Annotated in this window: 17 protein-coding genes, 4 tRNA genes and 1 rRNA gene; 5 read left to right on the forward strand and 17 right to left on the reverse strand. The window is 37.2% G+C overall.

Annotated elements, in window-relative coordinates; translation table 11 throughout:
* Positions 1-8 precede the first annotated feature (8 nt).
* Positions 9-950 (reverse strand): 3'-5' exoribonuclease YhaM family protein, encoded by a 942-nt coding sequence (locus tag KTB61_RS07575; protein ID WP_216697173.1) that lies wholly within the window; start codon positions 948-950, stop codon positions 9-11.
* Positions 951-1,085: 135 nt separating this feature from the next.
* Positions 1,086-3,134 carry a polyphosphate kinase 1 gene (gene ppk1 / locus KTB61_RS07580; RefSeq protein ID WP_216697174.1) on the reverse strand — a complete coding sequence of 683 codons (2,049 nt, stop codon included), beginning with the start codon at positions 3,132-3,134 and terminating at the stop codon, positions 1,086-1,088.
* A 213-nt stretch (positions 3,135-3,347) separates the two neighbouring features.
* On the opposite strand from ppk1, the gene KTB61_RS07585 reads away from it, so the two are divergent.
* Positions 3,348-5,750, forward strand: a complete 2,403-nt coding sequence (locus KTB61_RS07585) for an endonuclease MutS2 (protein WP_216697175.1) — start codon at positions 3,348-3,350, stop codon at positions 5,748-5,750.
* A 102-nt stretch (positions 5,751-5,852) separates the two neighbouring features.
* Here KTB61_RS07585 and KTB61_RS07590 read toward each other — a convergent pair whose 3' ends face one another.
* The 6 genes from KTB61_RS07590 to KTB61_RS07615 all read right to left on the reverse strand — a co-directional run bounded on the left by KTB61_RS07590 (position 5,853) and on the right by KTB61_RS07615 (position 10,227).
* Complete coding sequence (locus KTB61_RS07590; RefSeq protein ID WP_216697176.1) at positions 5,853-6,386, reverse strand: cysteine hydrolase family protein; 534 nt, start codon at positions 6,384-6,386, stop codon at positions 5,853-5,855.
* Positions 6,383-6,829: a GatB/YqeY domain-containing protein gene (locus KTB61_RS07595; protein ID WP_075759766.1), complete on the reverse strand. Its 447-nt coding sequence runs from the start codon at positions 6,827-6,829 to the stop codon at positions 6,383-6,385. Before KTB61_RS07595 ends, KTB61_RS07590 begins: the two co-directional genes overlap by 4 nt.
* 83 nt (positions 6,830-6,912) lie before the next feature.
* Positions 6,913-7,521, reverse strand: coding sequence for a hypothetical protein (locus KTB61_RS07600; protein ID WP_216697177.1), 609 nt, complete (start codon positions 7,519-7,521; stop codon positions 6,913-6,915).
* 62 nt (positions 7,522-7,583) lie between these two features.
* A complete protein-coding gene (gene asnS / locus KTB61_RS07605; protein WP_075759764.1) occupies positions 7,584-8,969 on the reverse strand; it encodes an asparagine--tRNA ligase in 1,386 nt (461 codons plus the stop codon).
* 21 nt (positions 8,970-8,990) lie between these two features.
* On the reverse strand, positions 8,991-9,410 hold the full coding sequence (locus tag KTB61_RS07610; protein WP_216697178.1) for a PPC domain-containing DNA-binding protein: 420 nt from the start codon (positions 9,408-9,410) through the stop codon (positions 8,991-8,993).
* A gap of 1 nt (position 9,411) precedes the next feature.
* Complete coding sequence (locus tag KTB61_RS07615; protein ID WP_216697179.1) at positions 9,412-10,227, reverse strand: GGDEF domain-containing protein; 816 nt, start codon at positions 10,225-10,227, stop codon at positions 9,412-9,414.
* 208 nt (positions 10,228-10,435) lie between these two features.
* Here KTB61_RS07615 and KTB61_RS07620 point away from each other — a divergent pair, with 208 nt between their 5' ends.
* From KTB61_RS07620 to KTB61_RS07630, 3 genes are read left to right on the forward strand one after another with little or no spacing between them, the layout of a single operon-like run.
* On the forward strand, positions 10,436-10,888 hold the full coding sequence (locus tag KTB61_RS07620) for a MarR family winged helix-turn-helix transcriptional regulator (RefSeq protein WP_216697180.1): 453 nt from the start codon (positions 10,436-10,438) through the stop codon (positions 10,886-10,888).
* A 34-nt stretch (positions 10,889-10,922) separates the two neighbouring features.
* Positions 10,923-12,656 carry an ABC transporter ATP-binding protein gene (locus KTB61_RS07625; RefSeq protein ID WP_216697181.1) on the forward strand — a complete coding sequence of 578 codons (1,734 nt, stop codon included), beginning with the start codon at positions 10,923-10,925 and terminating at the stop codon, positions 12,654-12,656.
* A complete protein-coding gene (locus KTB61_RS07630; RefSeq protein ID WP_216697182.1) occupies positions 12,649-14,520 on the forward strand; it encodes an ABC transporter ATP-binding protein in 1,872 nt (623 codons plus the stop codon). Before KTB61_RS07625 ends, KTB61_RS07630 begins: the two co-directional genes overlap by 8 nt.
* Positions 14,521-14,608: 88 nt before the next feature.
* Here KTB61_RS07630 and KTB61_RS07635 read toward each other — a convergent pair whose 3' ends face one another.
* From KTB61_RS07635 to KTB61_RS07650, 4 genes are read right to left on the reverse strand one after another with little or no spacing between them, the layout of a single operon-like run.
* A complete protein-coding gene (locus KTB61_RS07635; RefSeq protein ID WP_216697183.1) occupies positions 14,609-15,652 on the reverse strand; it encodes a glycerol-3-phosphate dehydrogenase in 1,044 nt (347 codons plus the stop codon).
* Between the two features lie 28 nt (positions 15,653-15,680).
* A complete protein-coding gene (locus tag KTB61_RS07640; RefSeq protein WP_216697184.1) occupies positions 15,681-16,031 on the reverse strand; it encodes a DUF1667 domain-containing protein in 351 nt (116 codons plus the stop codon).
* Between the two features lie 18 nt (positions 16,032-16,049).
* A complete protein-coding gene (locus KTB61_RS07645) occupies positions 16,050-17,303 on the reverse strand; it encodes an NAD(P)/FAD-dependent oxidoreductase (protein WP_075759756.1) in 1,254 nt (417 codons plus the stop codon).
* Positions 17,303-18,742: an NAD(P)/FAD-dependent oxidoreductase gene (locus tag KTB61_RS07650; protein ID WP_216697185.1), complete on the reverse strand. Its 1,440-nt coding sequence runs from the start codon at positions 18,740-18,742 to the stop codon at positions 17,303-17,305. Before KTB61_RS07650 ends, KTB61_RS07645 begins: the two co-directional genes overlap by 1 nt.
* A gap of 331 nt (positions 18,743-19,073) precedes the next feature.
* On the opposite strand from KTB61_RS07650, the gene KTB61_RS07655 reads away from it, so the two are divergent.
* Entirely contained in the window at positions 19,074-20,156 is a 1,083-nt protein-coding gene (locus KTB61_RS07655) for a LacI family DNA-binding transcriptional regulator (RefSeq protein WP_216697186.1), read from the forward strand.
* A gap of 92 nt (positions 20,157-20,248) precedes the next feature.
* On the opposite strand, the gene KTB61_RS07660 is transcribed toward KTB61_RS07655, so the two are convergent.
* The 5 genes from KTB61_RS07660 to KTB61_RS07680 all read right to left on the reverse strand — a co-directional run.
* Positions 20,249-20,322, reverse strand: a tRNA-Met gene (locus tag KTB61_RS07660).
* Between the two features lie 50 nt (positions 20,323-20,372).
* Positions 20,373-20,443: transfer RNA gene (locus KTB61_RS07665), tRNA-Cys, on the reverse strand.
* A gap of 35 nt (positions 20,444-20,478) precedes the next feature.
* Positions 20,479-20,550: transfer RNA gene (locus KTB61_RS07670), tRNA-Glu, on the reverse strand.
* 54 nt (positions 20,551-20,604) lie between these two features.
* Positions 20,605-20,677 (reverse strand) — tRNA-Asn (locus KTB61_RS07675).
* A 67-nt stretch (positions 20,678-20,744) separates the two neighbouring features.
* A 23S ribosomal RNA gene (locus KTB61_RS07680) occupies positions 20,745-20,846 on the reverse strand; the annotation flags it as partial.

Here is a 20,846-nt window from a genome sequence, read left to right on the forward strand (position 1 = left end):
ACATACCTCTAAATTGATGTTTTACGGATTCTTGTATCTAACAGTCTCTGGAAACCTGACCATTCCTGATCTTCTTTTTGCTTTTCCATAATCTCAGCAAAAGTTTCCATTTTTGCATCCAGATTATCTGCCTGACTTAAAGCGATTGCCTCCAGCAATGCCGGTTTCTTTGGAGATCCAAACTCCAGCTCCCCGTGATGTGCCAGCATACAATGCTTCACTTCATTGGCAAGCTTTGGTGGAAATCCCGGAATTTGTCGAATCAAACGATCCAGCTTAATGGCTCCCATAACAATGTGACCCACCAGCTGTCCTTCATCTGTATAATCATTTTCAGGGAATCCGGATAATTCTTCAACTTTACCCATGTCATGCCATAACGCACACATAACAATAAGATCACGGTTGATCTGTGGGTATAGATTTGCATAACTTTCACAAATTTTTGCCACTGACAGGCTGTGTTCCAACAGTCCTCCTATGTAACCGTGATGTACACTTTTGGCTGCAGAATGAACCTTAAATTCCCTGGCAAAATCCTTATCTTCAACAAAAATCATTTCTGCCAGTTTCTTTAAATGTGGTTCTTTTGTTTTCCTGATCAGATTTAACAACTCCTGATACATGCCATCAATATCTTTCTTCGTACTTGGCATGTAATCAACCATTCTGTATTCGCCTTCCTGTGCTTTTCGAATCTGCTGTATGTTCAGCTGATTAGACCCCTGATAACTTGTCACCTGACCTCTGACTAAAATATAATCCATTGCTTCAAAATGACCAATGGCATTCGTAAGCTCCCATACTTTACCATCAATCATTCCTGTTTTATCCTGCAGTGTCAGGGAATAATAAGATTTTCCAAACTTTGAGGTTCCAGGAGATTTTGTCTTACATAAATAAATCTCAGAAACCTGATCCCCTTCACGTAATTCACTAATATATCTCATATATAATGCCTTTCTAATTTTGGTATTGCTGCTTAACGCATACATGTTTCATTATGCCACAGTTCTTTTATAAAATCCATATAAAAAGCATGATATATTTTGGATTCTTTATTTTCTGCAGAGTATGTGGAATTTCTACATTTTTTCGGCATTTTTATATGCCTGTTCATAAAAGAATTCCTGTGAATTCAAAGGAGTATCCTGATTTTCACAGATTTTATAATTTCCTTCACTGTCCTCTTCTCTGGCTTTCTGATTATCACTTAGCATTGTAATGAACATTTCATTTAACTGCATCTTAATATCATTATCATAAATCGGTGCGGCTACTTCTACTCTTCGTAAAGTATTTCTTGTCATAAAGTCTGCAGAAGCGATGTAAATCTTTTCTCTGCCCTGAACCCCGAAAATGTAAATACGGGAGTGTTCCAGAAATCGTCCTACAATACTGGTCACTTTAATGTTCTCTGTCTTGCCTTTCACTCCCGGAATCAGACAGCATATTCCTCGCACAATCATATCAATCTTTACACCAGCACAAGATGCTTCGATTAATTTTTCCATAATCTTTTTATCTGTCAGCGAATTCATTTTCAATCCAATATAAGCTTTTTCTCCTGCCTGCGCATGAGCAATTTCCTCATCAATCAAATGTAATACTTTATTCTGCAGGCAATTTGGTGCAACCATAAGATGATTGGTTGAATCCACTGTTTCTCCCATAGACAGAGATTGGAATACATCTGCCGCTTCCAGAGCAATATCAACATTAGCTGTCATCAGAGATAAATCTGTATACAAACGACTGGTTTTTTCATTATAATTTCCAGTTCCAATCTGAGTAATATATCCCACATGACCTTCTGTTTTTCTTGTAATCAGACACAGTTTTGAGTGTACTTTATAACCATCCAGTCCATAAATCACACGACATCCGGCATTTTCAAGTCTGCGGGACCATACAATATTATTTTCTTCATCAAATCGTGCCTTTAACTCTACAAGAATTGTAACTTCTTTTCCATTTTCAGCCGCTTCAATTAACGTTTCTACAATTTTGCTCTGTTTTGCCACACGATACAGAGTCATTTTGATTGATACTACATCTTTGTCATTGGCAGCCTCCTGAAGCAGTTTTAAAAATGGCTTCATGCTTTCATATGGATAGCTTAACAATTTATCTTTTTGGGCAATCTGATCCATGATCGGCTCATCATCGTTAAATTGAACAGATTTTTGTGGTACCCGCTTTTCAAAAAATAATGAAGATTCTTTTCGTAAAATATCCTGAATGACAAATACAAAAGAAAGATCCAATGGTGTACGGTTCTGGAATACATAGTCTGGATCCAGATCCAGGTATTCACATAATGTATTAATAATTTCTCCGTCCATTTCCTTAGAAAGTTCCAGACGGACAGGAGCAAGTTTTTTTCTCTTTTTGATCAGTTCTACCATAAAATCACGATAATCCAGATCCTCATCGTACATGGCATCTGCATCAATATCCGCATTTCTTGTTATTCGAATCAATGCTTTGGCTTTTACATGGTAGCCTTTAAATACCCTAGGTACATAATGAAGAATCATCTCTTCTGAAAGTATGTACTCATCACTGTTTGGCAGTTTTACCAAACGCTGAAATACACCATTTCCACATGGGATAATTGCCAGTTTTTCTTTTCCGCTTTTTGTTTCCAGTACTGCAACTGCATAAATTTCTTTGTTCTTTAAAAACGGAAAAGGCTGACGCTTCCCAATGATTGTAGGAGAAATCAGCGGTGCGATTTCTGCATTAAAATACTCACGCAGATACTCACTTTCTTTTTTAGTTATTTTCTGGAAATTTACAAGTTTTATACCGTGTTCTTCCAGCTGATCCATAATTTCTTCATAAACCATATCTTTTCTTCTATTCAGTTTACGCACCCTTGGCAGAATTGCCTGCAGCTGCTCCATTGGTGTCATTTTGGTTTTATTTTCTTTCATATCTTTATCGATCAGCATCTGGTCAATTAAAGAACCTACACGTACCATGAAAAATTCATCCAGATTACTTTGATAAATAGATGCAAATGTTAATCGTTCACATAATGGAACATTTTTGTTTTCTGCTTCCTCTAATACTCGTTCATTAAATTTCAGCCATGAAAGTTCTCGATTCATAAAAATTTTCTGTTTCATTCTGATAATTCACCTTTCAATTATTCTATATTCTCTTTTTTAGCATACTCCTTCATCGTAAAATTTATTTTCCGGTAATGTTAATTTCTTGTAAAATAACCTCACGTTTCCTTATTTTTCGACATTTCCTCGCGTTTACACCGCTATCAATATATGTTAAACTCATTATATTATGATGAAACATTTCATTTAAATTAAGAAGGATTATTAATTATGAACCAAAAAGTACTACAAACTTTAGAATTTGATAAAATCATTAACATTCTGACCGGCTATGCCACTACAGAATTAGGAAAATCTATGTGTTCCGGTTTAACTCCTATGACTGACGAAACTGATATTTTAAATGCCCAGGATCAGACACAGGATGCATTGACACGCATTTACAAACGTGGAAATGTATCTTTTTTTGGAGTATCCGATCTCACTCCTTGCCTGATGCGTCTGAAAATGAAAGGAACATTGGGAACCGGTGAGCTTCTGGACATTGCCCGGCTTTTAGAAACAGTGAAAAATGCTGTTTCTTATGGTGTCCGGACAGAAAAGGATCTGGAACCTGATTCACTGGATGAACTATTTGAAAATCTGATTCCGATGGAAGATCTTCTCCGCGAAATCCGACGTTGTATTATTTCAGAAGAAGAAATCAGCGATGATGCATCATCTTCATTAAAAAGTATTCGTCGTGCAATGAAACAGACCAATCAGAAGATCCATGCACAACTGACATCTCTTGTCAGTTCTGCTGCCAATCAGGATAAGCTGCAGGATGCTATTGTTACCATGAGAAATGGTCGCTACTGTATTCCGGTAAAACAGGAATATCGAAGCAGTTTCCAAGGAATGATCCATGATCAGTCTTCCTCTGGAAGTACTTTGTTTATTGAGCCTATGTCTGTTGTAAATCTCAATAATGAATTGAAAGAACTGGAAGGAAAAGAGCAGACAGAAATTGAGCGAATCCTGTCTGTCTTAAGTGAACAGGCTTCTTATGGAATTGATGACCTTGCACACAACCAGGAAATTCTGATTCTTCTGGACTTTATCTTTGCTAAAGCAAAATATGCCAAAGATCTGGATGGATCCAAACCTATCTTCCGAGAAGATGGTATCATTGATATTAAACAGGGACGACATCCTTTGCTGGACAAGAAAAAAGTAGTTCCAATCAACGTATCTCTCGGAAAAGATTTTTCTATGCTGATCGTCACCGGTCCCAATACCGGTGGAAAAACGGTTTCATTAAAAACCGTCGGTCTTCTTACTTTAATGGGGCAGGCTGGTCTGCATATTCCTGCTTTTCAAGGATCCAGTCTTGGAATATTTGAGGAAGTATTTGCAGATATTGGAGATGAACAAAGCATTGAACAGAATTTAAGTACTTTCTCTTCTCATATGACAAATATTGTATCCATCATCCAACAGGCGCACCGCAACTCCCTTGTTCTTTTAGATGAGCTTTGTGGTGGAACTGATCCTATTGAAGGGGCTGCGCTGGCAATTTCTATTTTGAATGATCTTCATGCCCGTAGTGTTAAAACCATGGCAACCACTCATTACAGTGAATTGAAAATGTTTGCCCTTTCCACAGATGATATTGAAAATGCTTCCTGTGAATTTGATGTGGAAACTCTTTCACCAACTTATCGTCTGATGATCGGTATTCCTGGTAAAAGTAATGCTTTTGCCATTTCCAGAAAACTGGGACTTGATGAGCATATTATTCAGGATGCATCTGGACAGATTGATCAATCTGTAAAAGACTTCGAATCTATTCTGGCAGATTTGGAAAAAAGTAAACAAACCATTGAACAGGAACAGGAAGAAATATTAGAATACCGAAAGGAAATCGAATCTCTCCGACGCAGTTTAAAATCAAAACAGGATAATATAAAAGAAAAACGTGATAAACTGCTTCGAGATGCCAGAGAAGAAGCCCATAATATTATTTCCGAAGCCAAAGAAGTGGCAGATTCTACTATTAAAGAATATAATAAACTGAAAAAACAGACCAACAATCAGAATGCCAACAAGAAAATGGAGCATATGAGAAGTGATCTTCGTGGCCGTATGACTAAGCTGGAAAATCAAATGGCATACAAATCTAAAAAACGTTCTAAAAAACGCCATGATGCCAGCGATTTTCAGGTTGGGGATGAAGTATATGTTACCAGTCTGTCTTTAGCTGGTACTGTACAGACATTACCAAATGCCAAAGGTGATCTTTATGTTCAGATGGGAATGATGCGTTCTCTTGTTAACATTAAAGATCTGGAAATTACAAAGACTGCAAAAGAAGTGAAAAAGGAAAATCAAAGAAACGAAAGTCGAAACCGGGGACGTACCGCCATCAGTAAATCAGCTTCTATTAAATCGGAAATCAATGTAATGGGAATGACCGTAGACGAGGCCATCGCCCAGCTTGATAAATATATTGATGATGCGTGTCTGGCAAATCTGAATCAGATTACAGTAGTTCACGGAAAAGGAACCGGTGCATTACGAAAAGGACTTCATAACTATTTTAAATTATTGAAAAAGCAAAAACGAATCTCCGGATATCGTGATGGTGAATACGGCGAAGGGGATCTGGGAGTAACTGTGGTCATGCTTTAAAATATTTTTCTACAACAAAAAGCTTCACCTTATCAGTAATAGTTTTTAAATCCGACAGCGGATACTGTTACTGTAAAGTGGAGCTTTTTATTCTAAAACATTTTATTTAATTTCTATCTGGCATACTTTCATTACTTCCAGTGCATTTTGATGACTTTCCGGTGTCACCCCTGCACAACATGATGAATCAACCACAAGCTTTGCCTCGGGCAATGCTGCTTTCATTACCATAGCATTAGATATGACGCAAATATCTGTACATAGCCCAACCAGTTGAATTTCTACATCAGTACCTGCATATTCTCTTCCCAGTATATGAGCCAGTTCCATAGATCCAAAGGTATTCTTCTTACAAAAATCATGAACATTTCCTTTTGTATCTGCGATTGCCTGCATAATCTCTTCATTCAATGCCCATTCCTCTTCCCCATAAATACAATGAGGAACCGGAAGATTTATCCCTTCCTGGGTAGAAAGATAATCTTCCCTATGGGTATCCAGTGTACCATAGATATCTCCCTGGAAATTTCTGATCTTATCTGCTACGGATGAAACAATCTTTTGAGCTTCTTCTGTTCCCAATGCTCCATCGATAAAATCATTTTGCATATCAATTACAACTAATGCTTTTCTCATTGAAGTTTTTCTCCCACTAACTGGTTTACCAGTTTGCCATCTGCTTTTCCTTTTACTCTTGGCATCAGATTTTTCATAACTTTTCCTTTGTCTTTCATGGTTGGAGCATCAATTCCAAGTTCTGTAAGAACAGCTTCGATTTCTGCTCTGATCTGATCCTCACTCATCTGCTCTGGAGCAAATTCTTCTAAAACTGCAAGACGAGCTTTACATTCATCAATAATATCTGTACGGTCTGCAGGACAGGAATCCATAGTTTCTTTTGTCTGTTTGATTTCTTTTGCAATAATTGAATTTTCTTCTGCTTCTGTCAGATCTTCTCTTTTATCAATCTGTGCATTTTTCAATGCATTTAACAGCATGGACAAACTATCTTTTCTTTCTTTGTCCTTGTTTTTCATTGCAGTCATCATTTCTTTACGAATTACATCAATCATACTCATGAGATTAGTTCCTCCTCTTTCTCTCGTTTCCTTCTATTTTATACCTTTTACACCATAAAAGGAAGTCTCCATCGGAAACTTCCCTAAACCTCCCAGTAATATCTGCTTCCCTTCAAATCTCTTTTTAATGATTGGGCAAGCCACACATCTTTATATTTTCTCACATTAAGAAAATCCTTCTGATTCATCTTAAAAAAAATCTCCTCTTCAAAAACATAAATATACATTGGATCTTTTTTATTTTCTGGTTCTATGATCTGGGCCGCATCCACATATGCACAGCCAATATCCAGTCTCTTTCCTGTTCGTGTCTGCACACAGGTCTGCTCATAAACAGGGATTCCTTCTGTCATAAACAAAAACAGCTTTACAGGATGGATCCATAGACAGTTTTCTGATACTACCTCCATCTCGCAGGGAATCTGCCTACCGAAAATATAATCTCGAAGCTGATGAAGCACTTTTCTCTCTTCTTTATTTTCGGCTTTTAAAATACCCATTCCACCAAGATCACTCTTTCGGGAAATAATACCTTTTTCCAAAATCATTACTGCTTTTCCCTGCTCTTTTAAAAAATGCGCTTCCACTGCATTTTTTAAAGTTGCTTCCAAATATACGACATCGGCTTTTTTATCTGATTTCAAAATTGGATAATCGGGAAAATCTATTTTTTCCTGCCAGATTGAATGCATCCTGCTACCTCCTGAATAAATCTTCTACTGGTAGCATATGCATTTCTTCAAACCTCATACCCTTAATATTTACACTTTCCAACAGTTCTTGGATATGGAATTACATCACGTATATTTCCCATTCCGGTAACATACATTACCATTCGCTCAAATCCCAGTCCAAATCCTGAATGTCTTGTAGAACCATATTTCCTTAAATCCAGATAAAAATCATAATCCTCCGGATTCATTCCCAGCTCTTCCATTCTTGCTTCCAATTTATCCAGACTATCTTCTCTCTGGCTTCCTCCTATGATTTCTCCAATAGCCGGCACAAGAAGATCTACTGCTGCCACTGTTTTATTATCATCATTCATCTTCATATAAAAAGCTTTGATATCTTTTGGATAATCTGTTACAAATACAGGTTTTTTGAAAATCCTTTCTGTAAGATATCTTTCATGTTCTGTCTGCAGATCAATTCCCCAGGAAACCTTATATTCAAATTCATCATTATGCTGCTCCAGTATCTTCACCGCTTCTGTATAAGTAACTCTGGCAAAATCAGATTCTGCCACATGATGAAGTCTTTCCAAAAGCCCTTTGTCTATAAATTTATTGAAAAACTCCATTTCTTCAGGAGCCTTTTCCAACACATATCTGATAATATATTTTATCATCTGCTCTGCCAGAATCATATTATCTTCAAGATCTGCAAATGCCATTTCCGGTTCAATCATCCAAAACTCCGCCGCATGTCTGGTAGTATTGGATGCCTCTGCCCTGAAGGTAGGACCAAATGTATAAATATTTCGAAATGCCTGTGCAAATGTCTCTCCTGAAAGCTGCCCGCTTACTGTCAGATTCACCGGTTTTTCAAAGAAATCATCTTCATAATCAACTTTCCCTTCTTTTGCAATTTCTTCCAGATCCATAGTGGTTACCTGAAACATTTCTCCTGCCCCTTCGCAGTCCTGTCCGGTAATAATCGGTGTATGAACATATACAAAATCTCTCTCCATAAAAAATTTATGAATTGCATATGCTACCAGAGATCTGACACGAAATACAGCCTGAAATGTATTGGTTCGTGGTCGTAAATGGGAAATACTCCTTAAATATTCAAATGTATGTCTTTTCTTCTGCAATGGATAATCAGAAGGACAACTTCCTTCTACGAAAATCTTTTCTGCCTGTATCTCAAACGGCTGTTTGGCATCAGGTGTTGCCACAAGATTTCCCTGAACGATTACTGCTGTTCCTACCGTCATCTTGCATATTTGTGAGAAATTGTCCATTTCTTTTCCATAAACAACCTGAATCGGCTCAAAAAAAGTTCCGTCATTTATAATCAGAAATCCAAAATTCTTTGAACCACGATTACTCTTCACCCATCCACATAATTCTACTGATTTCTGATCATATTCTTTAAAATTTTTAAATATTTGTCTTCCTGTCATCATCTTCATGAAACAGCTTCCTCCAGCTCCTTAAAATTTGAATAAATTCAGACCAATTTCTTCATCATACTCTCGATCAACATTTCCTCTAATCTCTGTTAAAACCATTTCTCCGGTTCCGCTGATCACAGCCTCTGTCAGATGTCCTCCATAAACATGTCCCTCTTCATCTGCGATACTAATATGAAAATGTGCATAGGTATCCCCATTCATGGTATTTATATTTCCTCCTATGGAAACAACCTCCAGATCACCTTCCCATGTATGTCCTTTAAACTCTTTTTCTTTTGTGTCAAATACTCCCGCTGTTACTTTTCCAACAGCACCTATTCCTGTCAAATATGCCAGTTTAATACCTTCTTTTTGCGCAACCTCCTTAAGTTTGGCAACGATTTCTTCTCCTCTGTCCAGACGAATCACATAATGATCGTCAAATTTACGATATTCCATCCTAAATGTCTCCTTCCTGATGTTCCTTATATATTTCAAAGGATGCTTTTCCTTTTTTCTTTACGTGATATAAGGCATAATCTGCCTTTTTATACAGTTCTTTAAGTTCTTCTCCATGTGCCGGCCATAAGGCAATTCCAATAGATGCAGATAAGGTAACTGCTTTATCCTTTTGCTCATATATTTTCAATATTTTCCCTAAAAGGACCTGCACATTCTTCGGTATAATATGTATCGGAATATTTTTCATCAGAACTGCAAATTCATCTCCTCCCAGACGATAAATGATATCTTCTGCATGAAAATGTCTGTATAATACATCTGCTACTTCTTTTAGTGCCAGATCACCAATCTGGTGTCCAAAAGTGTCATTGAGCAATTTAAAATTATCCAGATCCATAATAATAAAAGCATGACACACCTCGCTGTTTTCTGCCTCTTTCTCAAGGAATCTTTCTACCTGCTCCTCACCGCTCCTTCTGTTAAACAACCCTGTAAGATAATCACGATCCGCTTTTTCTTTCAGTTCTTTCTCACTCTTTTTCTTTTCATCAATCTCATGCATATATTGTTTCTTTTCTTTATTAGTATAATAAACAATAATTCCACATAACAATATTACTGCAATAATAATCTTCCAGATAAGCATATATATATCATTACCTAAAAGAATTTCTGCATCCACATCTAATTGTAATTCAAGTATCCTTTGCTGGATTCTGCTGTAAAAATCAAATAATGCTCCACCAACAAATACCAGAATACATATTAGAAATATTGTAATTTTTATATTTGATTTTTTATTTGAATATTTCAAAATTATTCCTCCTTGTTGATGTTTTCTTCCATTTTATCACGAATCCACGGAATCTACAATTCTCAAAGGCTTTTACCACATAGGTTACGGTAAATGTTGATATTATTTATAATCCTGAACTGATTGTTTGAATATTGACAACAAAAGTAACAATCTCTATAATAATAAATCAAGTTAGGTTGCTAACTTTTTCAATGGAGGAAACACTATGGAAGATATAGAGACAATATTAAAAGAAATGCATATGGGACGTCTGATTCAGATGCTGTCACATAAGTTAAAACGTGATAATTACTGTCAGTGTCAGGACGCGGATCAGGGTCTGACTCCTATTCAGAGGCATGTACTCAATTTTATTTTACTGGAAACATTGCACAGAAACGTATTCCAGAAAGATATCGAGGAAGAATTTCAGATTCGAAAATCAACTGTGACAGGAATTCTAAAGCTAATGGAACAAAACGGCTTTATAAAAAGACAAAATGACCCGAAAGATGGTCGATTAAAAAGACTGATTCCAACAGAAAAGGCAGAAGCCCTTCGTCCCGAAATTCTTGAACATATATGTCAAACAGAAAACTATCTAACAAGAGGGATTTCAGAAGAACAACTCCTGCTGTGCAAAAAAACTCTATATCAGATGCTCCAGAATCTCACATAACAAACTATCAACATTAAGGAGGTACGCAAAAACGATGAATAAAACACTTTTAAAATCAGTCCGTGAATATAAATTTCAATCGCTGATGTCCCCTTTTCTTGTAATTCTTGAAGTTCTAATGGAAGTTCTTATTCCATTGGAAATGGCTAAAATTATCGATATTGGTATTGCTCAGGGAAATATGGATTATATCATCCAGAGGGGGATTATTCTTGTAATCATGGCAATGCTTTCCCTGTTTTTTGGTGTTACTGCCGGTAATATGGCAGCCATTGCCGGTGCAGGATATGCTAAAAATCTTCGTCACGATATTTTTTATAAGGTACAGGAATTTTCTTTTCATAATATTGATCATTTTTCCACATCCGGACTTGTTACCCGTATGACCACTGATATCACCAATATCCAAATGGCCTATATGATGAGTATCCGTCTTTTAGCAAGAGCACCTATTATGGTCATTCTTTCCTGGATTATGACCTTACTGCTAAATAAGAAAGCGGCTCTGCTGTTTCTGATTATGATTCCAATTCTTGGCGGAACCCTAATCTTCATTGCAAAAAAAGCTCATCCCCATTTTATTAAAGTATTTGATGAATATGATGTATTAAATAATTCAGTTCAGGAAAATGTCAATGCATCCCGTGTAGTTAAGGCCTTTGTACGAGAAGATTTTGAAATTAACAAGTTTCATGGAATTTCTCAATATGTTTATGACTTATTTACAAAAGCAGAAAAAATTGTTGCCTGGAACTCTCCTGTTATGCAGTTTACCATGTATGTAGTAATTCTGCTCCTTGTATCTATTGGCGGAAAGAGCATTATTCAGGGAACTATGGAAACTGGAGAATTAACCAGCATTATTGTATATGCACTGCAGATTATTGGTTCCCTTATGATGGTAACTTTTGTATTCGTTATGATTATGATTGCAGAAGCATCTGTCGAACGTATTACAGAAGTACTGGAAGAAATACCGGAAATGCAGAATAAAGAACAGGCTATAACCAACGTAGCCGACGGAGACATTGTATTTGATCATGTAAACTTCAGTTATGCCGGCGAAGATGGAAATCTTTCTTTAAAAGATATTAACTTACACATCAAATCTGGTCAGACTATTGGTATTATAGGGGGAACCGGAAGCTCTAAATCCACTCTGGTTCAGCTGATTCCTCGCCTATATGATGTAACAGGAGGATCAGTAAAAGTAGGAGGTGTTGATGTCCGAAACTACCAGCTGGAAGCCTTAAGAGACCAGGTATCTATGGTACTCCAGAAAAATGTCCTTTTTACCGGTACTATTTATGACAATATCCGGTGGGGAAATAGAAATGCCAGCGATGAAGAAGTTAAACACGTCTGCAGACTTGCACAGGCAGATGGATTCATCAATGAATTTCCATCTGGATATAACACTATGATTGTTCAGGGTGGTAATAATGTCTCCGGAGGTCAGAAACAAAGACTTTGTATCGCCAGAGCATTATTGAAAAAACCAAAAATTCTGATTCTTGATGATTCAACCAGTGCTGTAGATACGAAAACAGATGCTTTGATCCGTAAAGCATTTCGTGAAGAAATACCGGATACTACAAAAATTATTATTGCCCAGCGTATTTCATCTATTGAAGATGCAGACCAGATCATAGTCATTGATGGTGGTAAGATTATGGGCATGGGAACCTCTGCGGAACTGTTAAAAACAAATGAAATTTACCGGGAAATATATGAATCACAGATGAAGGGAGATGAAGATAATGAATAAAAATAGAAATGCATTAAAAACAGCAAAACGCCTGCTGCAATATGTTACAGAAACATATAAATTCCGCCTCCTTTTGGTATTTATCTGCATTCTGTTCAGCTCTATTGCCTCTATCTCTGTTTCTCTATCATTAAAATATTTGCTGGATGATTTCATTATTCCTTTGATTGGACATACAAATCCAGATTATACTGAACTTTACAGAGCTCTAACTGTACTTGGCTGTATTTTTCTGATTGGTGTTCTCTCCACTTTTATTTATACAAGAATGATGGTTTATATTGGACAGGGTGTGTTAAAACGGGTACGTGATGATATGTTTGAACATATGCAGAAACTTCCAATCCGTTATTTCGACCAGAATACCAACGGCTCTATTATGAGTCTTTACACCAATGATACAGATACCTTAAGACAGATGATCAGCCAGTCCATCCCGCAGGCTTTAATGTCCTTTTTTACCATTGTTGTTACTTTTATATCCATGTTAGTATTGAGTCCTCTCCTTACGATTCTTGCTGTTATCATTATTATTGTTTTGATTGCTGTAACAAAAGCAATCGGTGGAAACAGCGGAAAATATTTTGTTCGTCAGCAAAAAGCTCTGGCAGATGTTACCGGATTTATTGAAGAACGTATGAATGGACAGCGTGTTGTAAAAATTTTTAATTATGAAAGAAAATCTGAGGAGGAATTTGACCAGTTTAATGAAGTCTTATTTGAAAGTGCCGCTCAGGCAAATAAATATGCAAATATGATGGGACCGGTTATTGGTAATATTGGAAATCTTCAATTTGTACTGACTGCAGTCTTAGGCGGCTTGCTGTCTGTTAAAGGTATTGGCGGAATCACTCTTGGAGTCATGGCTTCCTACCTGCAGTTTACCAAAAGTTTTACACAGCCGTTTATGCAGGTTGCACAGCAATTTAACTCTATTGTCATGGCACTTGCAGGAGCAGAACGTATATTCCAGCTCATTGATGAACAGCCGGAAGAGGACGAAGGCTATGTAACTTTGGTCAATGCAAAAAAAGATGCACAGGGAAATATTGTTGAATGTAAGGAACATACCGGAATGTGGGCATGGAAACATCCTCATTCTGCAGAAGGTACCGTAACCTATACTGAACTGACTGGAGATGTTCGCTTTGAAGATGTCACTTTTGGTTACAATGATGATAAAACCATTCTTCATGATATTAATCTGTTTGCTAAACCTGGTCAGAAACTTGCCTTTGTTGGTTCCACCGGGGCCGGAAAGACCACGATTACTAATCTTATCAACCGGTTTTATAACATTCAGCAGGGAAAAATCCGTTACGACGGAATCAATATCACCAAGATAAAAAAAGATGATCTGCGACGTTCTCTTGGTATTGTCCTGCAGGATACTCATTTATTTACCGGTACGATTAAAGATAATATCCGATATGGAAATCTGGATGCTTCAGATGAAGATATTTACAAAGCAGCCCAGCTTGCCCATGCAGATCAATTTATACAAATGCTTCCACAAGGTTATGACACCATGTTAAACGGAGATGGAGAAGAATTATCTCAGGGACAACGTCAGCTTCTATCTATTGCCAGAGCTGCTGTTGCAGACCCTCCGGTACTGATTCTCGATGAAGCGACCTCCAGCATTGATACCCGTACAGAAAGTATTGTTCAAAAAGGAATGGATAATCTGATGAAAGGCCGTACCGTATTTGTCATTGCCCACCGCCTCTCTACCATTCGAAACAGTGATGCAATCATGGTCTTAGATCACGGAAGAATCATTGAACGTGGAGATCATAAAGATTTAATAAAACAGAAAGGAACCTATTATCAGTTATACACCGGTAAACTGGAACTTTCTTAAAGTAAATACTTTGATATATGAATTCAATAATAAAGGAGAGGCTGATTACACCTTGTGTAACAGCCTCTCCTTCTTATCATTTATTTTCTTACTCAGAAATCATAGTAAAATCTTCCCATGGAATGTCAACTTCTGCACCATTATTAATAATATCATCTACATGCATAAGTAATGGGTAATCTTTCAAATCAACGATTCCTCTTTCAGCCAGTTTCTTAACAGCACGAGCTGTTCTTGTAGCAATAACGATAGATTCCAGAGTCACACCTTTCAGTTCTTCCATTGCTTCATCAAATGATAAGCCACGTCCTAATAATGTACCGATTTTACGTGTTCTTCCTCCGAATACGGTTACATATAAGTCACCAGCTCCGTGAATGATATTTTCTGGTTTTCCACCGATTAATTCTAACAGACGAGTCATTTCTTTGACACCTTGTCCAAACAATGCTGCCTGAGAGTTATAATGTACAGCACCGATTTCTCCGTCTCTCTTTTCTGCCAGACCTACGGCCAATGATACACCTAGTGCATAAGCATTTTTCATAGCTACAGCACATTCAACACCAACAACATCTGTAGATAAACTGATATGATAGTAATCTGTAGCAAGCAGAGATTTGATGAATTTCAATGTTTCCATATCTTTTCCGCAGAAAGCAACATGGCTGTCATCATGATCTGCTAATTCATAACTTGTACATGGACCACCGATTGCGTTAAAGTTAATATTTTTTCCTTCTGGCTGTCTTTGTGCAAAAATATGTGGATAAGGTACTAATGTTCCATCATCCAGATCCACCATACCTTTTGTTACTGTTAACAATGGTACATCTTCTGGAAGTACTGGTAATATTTCATCACAGAACCAGTCTAAACCAAAACTGCTGACTCCACCAAGAATTAAATCTGCACCTTCTAATGCTTCTTCTAATTCTTCGATCTGATAATATTTGATTCCATCATGTAATGTTCTCTTTAATGTAATATGGAAATTATCTTTTCTTAATCCATCAATGATATCTCTATCAAGTGGTGATCCAACAAGACGAACCTCATGTCCGTTTTCGAATGCCGGGAATGTGATTGCAGAGTTCATCTGACCTGCACATACAAATGTTATAATGCTCATTTCTTTTCCTCCTGAAATTGTAATTAAATTATTTTGCTATTTTTTTACATGCAACAATGTCTACACCAAGTCCTAATACATCTGGAATTACTACATCTCCCACTTGTACCGGTGCTTTAACTGTCACCTTTGTTAACTCATCCATAATGTCATATATTCTTCCCTTAGGGATATCCCCATTGGTTTTTACCGGAACACGCCTTGCTGTCTGAGCATCTACTTTTACTGTAGAAGTAATTACTCTGGTAGGATTTACCAGCTCTTTTTCACCATAGGCAGCCCCTCTAGGACATCCGTTTCCTGTGACTTTATATCCATTTTCCTCATCAACTTTTAAATGACATCCTTTTGGACACACAATACAAATTAACTCTGTCATTTTCTGCACCTTCCTTTTCTACTCCACAGATACTGTGATTTCTCCATTTTCAACTTTATCTAAAAATGCCTTTGGAATAACGATTTTTTCCATCTCACCTGGAGCCATATGTTCACGTTTGAAAGATGCAAGCTGTTCTCCATTGGATCTTACTTTGATTTCAACGTTTTTGAATACATTTCTTACACGAAACATAACTTCAACCATTTTATCTACATTTGCCGGACGAATTTTCTGTGGTACTGTATATCCGACATTATCTCCGTTCTTCAATTCAATACAAGTCTGATCTTTTGTTTCTCCATTTTTTACATATTCTGCAGCACTTCTTCCTGCTTTCTGGCTTTCTGCTGTAACGAAGTCAACCAGATCATGTACATGTACAACATTTCCACTGGCAAATATACCTTCCGCAGAAGTTTCCATATTTTCAAATACAACTGGTCCATTTGTTCTTGGATCCATTGTTATTCCTGCTGCTCTTGTCAATTCATTTTCAGGAATCAGACCTACAGATAGCAGAACTGTATCTACATCAAATTCGATTTCTGTTCCCGGAATTGGAGTATTTGTTTCATCCACTTTCTGAACGATAACTTTTTCTACTCTCTTATCTCCCTGGATATCTGTAATGGTGTGAGATAAGTACAAAGGAATATCATAGTCTTCCAGGCACTGTACAATGTTACGTGTTAAGCCATTAGAATATGGACAAAGTTCTACACAGCCAACAACTTTAGCACCTTCTAAGCTCATACGTCTTGCCATAATCAGTCCGATATCACCAGAACCTAAAATCAGGACCTTTTTACCTACCATATATCCTTCAATATTTACATAACGCTGTGCAGCACCTGCGGTAAACACTCCTGCCGGGCGGTCCCCGGGAATTGCAATAGCTCCTCTTGTTCTTTCTCGGCATCCCATGTTTAGAATAATAGATTTTCCTTCCAGTTTCATGTAGCCATCTTTTTTATTCATCGCATGAACACATTTTTCCTGTTCATCCACATCCAATACCATAGTATCCAGCATCACCTGAATATTGGTCTGCTCTAACATTTCAATAAATTTTCCTGCGTATTCAGGACCTGTTAATTCCTCTTTAAAATAATGAAGTCCAAAACCATTATGTATACACTGATTTAAAATTCCACCTAATTCCTGATCACGTTCAATCACCAAGATGCTTTCGGCACCATTTTTACTTGCTTCTACTGCTGCCGCTAATCCTGCCGGACCTCCACCGACTACAATTACATCATATTTCATTATCTGGCACCTCCATCCTTCGTTTCTCCTGTAATAATATCTGTTCCCAATCGATCCTGTGGCACATCTTTCAATGGAATATTTAATTCTCTGGAGATGATTTCCTGTACTTTTGGTCCACAGAAACCACCCTGGCATCTACCCATACCTGCATTACATCTTCTCTTAACAGCATCAATGGAAGTTGCAGGAATCGGACGATGGATTGCGTCAACGATTTCTCCTTCTGTAACTGTTTCACAACGGCAAATGATCTTTCCATATAAAGGATTTTCTTTTACTAATTCTGCACGTTTTTCATGGCTTAAATGTTTGAAACGATTTACTTTTCTTGTATCTACAATATCATTTTTCTCTTCCAGTACAAGCCCGGTATCAGCAAGCATTTTTACAACATCCAATGCAATCGCTGTTGCAGATGATAATCCTGGAGATTCCATTCCTCCGATATTGATGAATCCCTTGTTTTTCTTATCTTCATAAATCTGAAAATCATGTTTTTTTGTTCTTGCACGAACACCTGCAAAATTACGAATGGATTCTCTGAAGTTAATTCCTGGCACGGATTTTAATGCTGTATTTTTTACAAAACTAAGTCCGCTGCCTGTTGTTGATGTATCATCTCCAGCAGATGGCTGGGAATCAGGACCTACAATTAAGTTTCCATGTACTGTAGGTGAGACTAAAACTCCCTTACCTTTTTCATTTGGACACTGAAAAATAACATGATTTACCAGATTTCCCTGACTCTTATCTAATAAGTAATACTCACCTTTGTTTGGAGTAATTTCAAACGTCTTTTCATTTATCAGTTCATTAACTTTATCTGCAAAAACTCCCGCTGCATTACAGATATATTTTGCTTCGATCATTCCATTGTTTGTTTCAATCTGATATGCATCATCTTTCTTTTCGATTCCAGTCACTTCTGTGTTTAATTTAATGTCTACTCCATTTTCTACTGCTGTCTCTGCAAGTGCAATTGCCAGTTCCCATGGACTGACAATACCGACATTTGGTGATAACAATGCTGCAACTGCATTATCTGATATGTTTGGTTCTTCTTTATGAAGTTTTTCTTTATCCCAGATTTCCATATGAGGAACACCATTTTGGGCACCGCGCTCTTTTAACTCTTCTAAAGTTTTCTTTTCTTCTTCACTAAAAGCTACAACCAAAGCTCCAATCTGTTTAAATGGTACATCCAGCTTTTGACAAAGTTCTTTCGTATAAACATTTCCTTTAATATTGTACTTTGCCATTAAAGTTCCCGGTTTTGGATCGTATCCTCCATGGATAATTGCACTGTTTGCTTTTGTGGTTCCTACAGAAACATCATTTTCCTTCTCGATCACTATTGCATTGATGTTATATTTTCCAAGTTCGTATGCGATTGAACAGCCTGTGATTCCTGCACCGATAATTGCTACATCATACACTGTTTTATCCCTCCTGTTTTCATTTACATTTGACTCTTACTGACTTAATCTAATCACACTTTTCCCCTTGTGTCAAACACCGCAAACGCCCATTTTATGCGGTTTTTCTCAATTTTAAATTAATCATTACTTTTGATTAACAATGCTTTTAAATACATATTTTTCTGATATTTTTTTCAGAACTGCAGAAACTCTTGAAAAGATTATTAATCATTTGTATAATATTATTAATCGAATACAACTTTCAATTAATAATTTCAATTAATCAAAAAAAATCATTCTTTTTTTTTCAATGATTTTTGAAAAAAACTATAAGAACGGAGGATATATAATGGGAAAAAGAAATAAAGTTACCACAAGAGATATTGCAGAATATTCAGGAGTCTCACAATCTACAGTCTCGATGATTTTAAGCAATAAACCTCATGTATCTTTCTCAAAGGATACTATTGATAAAGTAAAAGATGCAGCCAAAGAACTGGGCTATATAAAGCCAGTGAAAGGATCAAAAAAGAAAGATACTGCTTTGGCAAAAAGTATTATTGTCATTTGTCCGATTTTATCCAATGGCTACTATTCTATGATTATCCATTCAATTACAGAGCGGGCAAAAGAATATGGATACACCGTTTTTACTATTTCCACATTAAGAGATGTTTCCAGGGAAGAGCTGTATCTCAATCTGTTATCTGGTTTCGAACTTGCTGGAGTTATTTCTTTATATCCTCCAACTAAAATTGCTGAAGCCAATGCATTATCCAAACAGGTACCTGTAGTCTCCATCGGTGACAAACCAGAATCCTGCCGTTTTGATTCTGTTGAACTTGATAGTAAAAAACCTGGTTATATTATTGGCAATTATCTAATATCCCTGGGGCACACACACATAACTTATGTATCAACACCAATTCGCGCCAAAGAAATTGGACGAATCCATCGTTTAGAAGGCTTAAAAGCAAGTTTTAAAGACCATGGCATTGATCCTTCACAAATTCAAGTGAAATCTCCAACCATGGCTGCCTATGGACGTTATCCCGCAGACAGCTCTGAATATCAAAACGGTTATGATCTTGCTGCACAGTCTTTAGATGAACAAACTCCCTCTACCGCTTTTGTAGGAAATAATGATATGACTGCTTTTGGAATTATGGCGGCTATTTCAGATTACGGTTATCGCATTCCTTCAGATTATTCTGTTTGCGGTTTTGATAATATTACTTTATCTTCTATGCCCCAGATTTCCTTGACTACCATAGAACATGCTTCTGTATACAAAGGACGAGAAGCTGTGGATATTATTTATAAAAAAAATGCCCAAAAGGATAGTCCTTCTAAACACCACTATATTATGCGAATGGAATATGAACCGGAATTAATCGTTCGAAATTCAACTGGAAAGTGTAAAGTCATATAAAATTAAAGCACTAGAACAAATCGAACAAGATTATGTACAAAAAGAAAACAAAAAGGTCTGCAATAAATTAATATTATTGCAGACCTTTAAAATTGCGGGAGCCGGATTTGAACCAACGACCTTCGGGTTATGAGCCCGACGAGCTACCAGACTGCTCTATCCCGCGCCATTTTATGAAATTAAACTGAACACTTAGAATCACTAAGTGTTTAGAAAAGGCGCCAACCAGATTTGAACTGGTGATCGGGGAGTTGCAGTCCCATGCCTTACCACTTGGCTATGGCGCCACATAATAAATTGTATGCTCATATTTCAAAAAATATGACTCCAACGGGATTTGAACCCGTGTTACCGCCGTGAAAGGGCGGTGTCTTAACCACTTGACCATGGAGCCTTTTTTCTGACCGCTTCACGGCCTTCTTTTCCTGATACCTCCCGGTATCTTGACCTCCCCGAGCCGGGCTCGAACCAGCGACAGCACGGTTAACAGCCGTGTGCTCTACCAACTGAGCTATCGAGGATCATCAGGCTTGTGCCTTCAAAACATCATACAAGATCTCTTACAAGTCATCCCTCACTCTGCCTTCTCTGGTTAAAGCCTCGACCGATTAGTAACAGTCAGCTCCATGTATTGCTACACTTCCACCTCTGCCCTATCAACCTCGTAGTCTTCAAGGGGTCTTACTACCT

Source organism: Anaerostipes faecalis, assembly GCF_018982945.1.
Classification (GTDB): Bacteria; Bacillota; Clostridia; order Lachnospirales; family Lachnospiraceae; genus Anaerostipes; species Anaerostipes faecalis.

Excerpts from the sequence above, each read along its gene's own strand:
- asnS (WP_075759764.1), bottom strand. The coding sequence starts at position 8,969 with ATGAAGATGATGACAGGAAGACAAATATTTAAAAATTTTAAAGAATAT.
- KTB61_RS07620 (WP_216697180.1), top strand. The coding sequence starts at position 10,436 with ATGGAAGATATAGAGACAATATTAAAAGAAATGCATATGGGACGTCTG.
- KTB61_RS07590 (WP_216697176.1), bottom strand. The coding sequence starts at position 6,386 with ATGAGAAAAGCATTAGTTGTAATTGATATGCAAAATGATTTTATCGAT.
- KTB61_RS07640 (WP_216697184.1), bottom strand. The coding sequence starts at position 16,031 with ATGACAGAGTTAATTTGTATTGTGTGTCCAAAAGGATGTCATTTAAAA.
- KTB61_RS07585 (WP_216697175.1), top strand. The coding sequence starts at position 3,348 with ATGAACCAAAAAGTACTACAAACTTTAGAATTTGATAAAATCATTAAC.
- KTB61_RS07600 (WP_216697177.1), bottom strand. The coding sequence starts at position 7,521 with ATGCATTCAATCTGGCAGGAAAAAATAGATTTTCCCGATTATCCAATT.
- ppk1 (WP_216697174.1), bottom strand. The coding sequence starts at position 3,134 with ATGAAACAGAAAATTTTTATGAATCGAGAACTTTCATGGCTGAAATTT.
- KTB61_RS07655 (WP_216697186.1), top strand. The coding sequence starts at position 19,074 with ATGGGAAAAAGAAATAAAGTTACCACAAGAGATATTGCAGAATATTCA.
- KTB61_RS07610 (WP_216697178.1), bottom strand. The coding sequence starts at position 9,410 with ATGGAATATCGTAAATTTGACGATCATTATGTGATTCGTCTGGACAGA.
- KTB61_RS07630 (WP_216697182.1), top strand. The coding sequence starts at position 12,649 with ATGAATAAAAATAGAAATGCATTAAAAACAGCAAAACGCCTGCTGCAA.
- KTB61_RS07595 (WP_075759766.1), bottom strand. The coding sequence starts at position 6,829 with ATGAGTATGATTGATGTAATTCGTAAAGAAATGATGACTGCAATGAAA.
- KTB61_RS07645 (WP_075759756.1), bottom strand. The coding sequence starts at position 17,303 with ATGAAATATGATGTAATTGTAGTCGGTGGAGGTCCGGCAGGATTAGCG.
- KTB61_RS07625 (WP_216697181.1), top strand. The coding sequence starts at position 10,923 with ATGAATAAAACACTTTTAAAATCAGTCCGTGAATATAAATTTCAATCG.
- KTB61_RS07635 (WP_216697183.1), bottom strand. The coding sequence starts at position 15,652 with ATGAGCATTATAACATTTGTATGTGCAGGTCAGATGAACTCTGCAATC.
- KTB61_RS07575 (WP_216697173.1), bottom strand. The coding sequence starts at position 950 with ATGAGATATATTAGTGAATTACGTGAAGGGGATCAGGTTTCTGAGATT.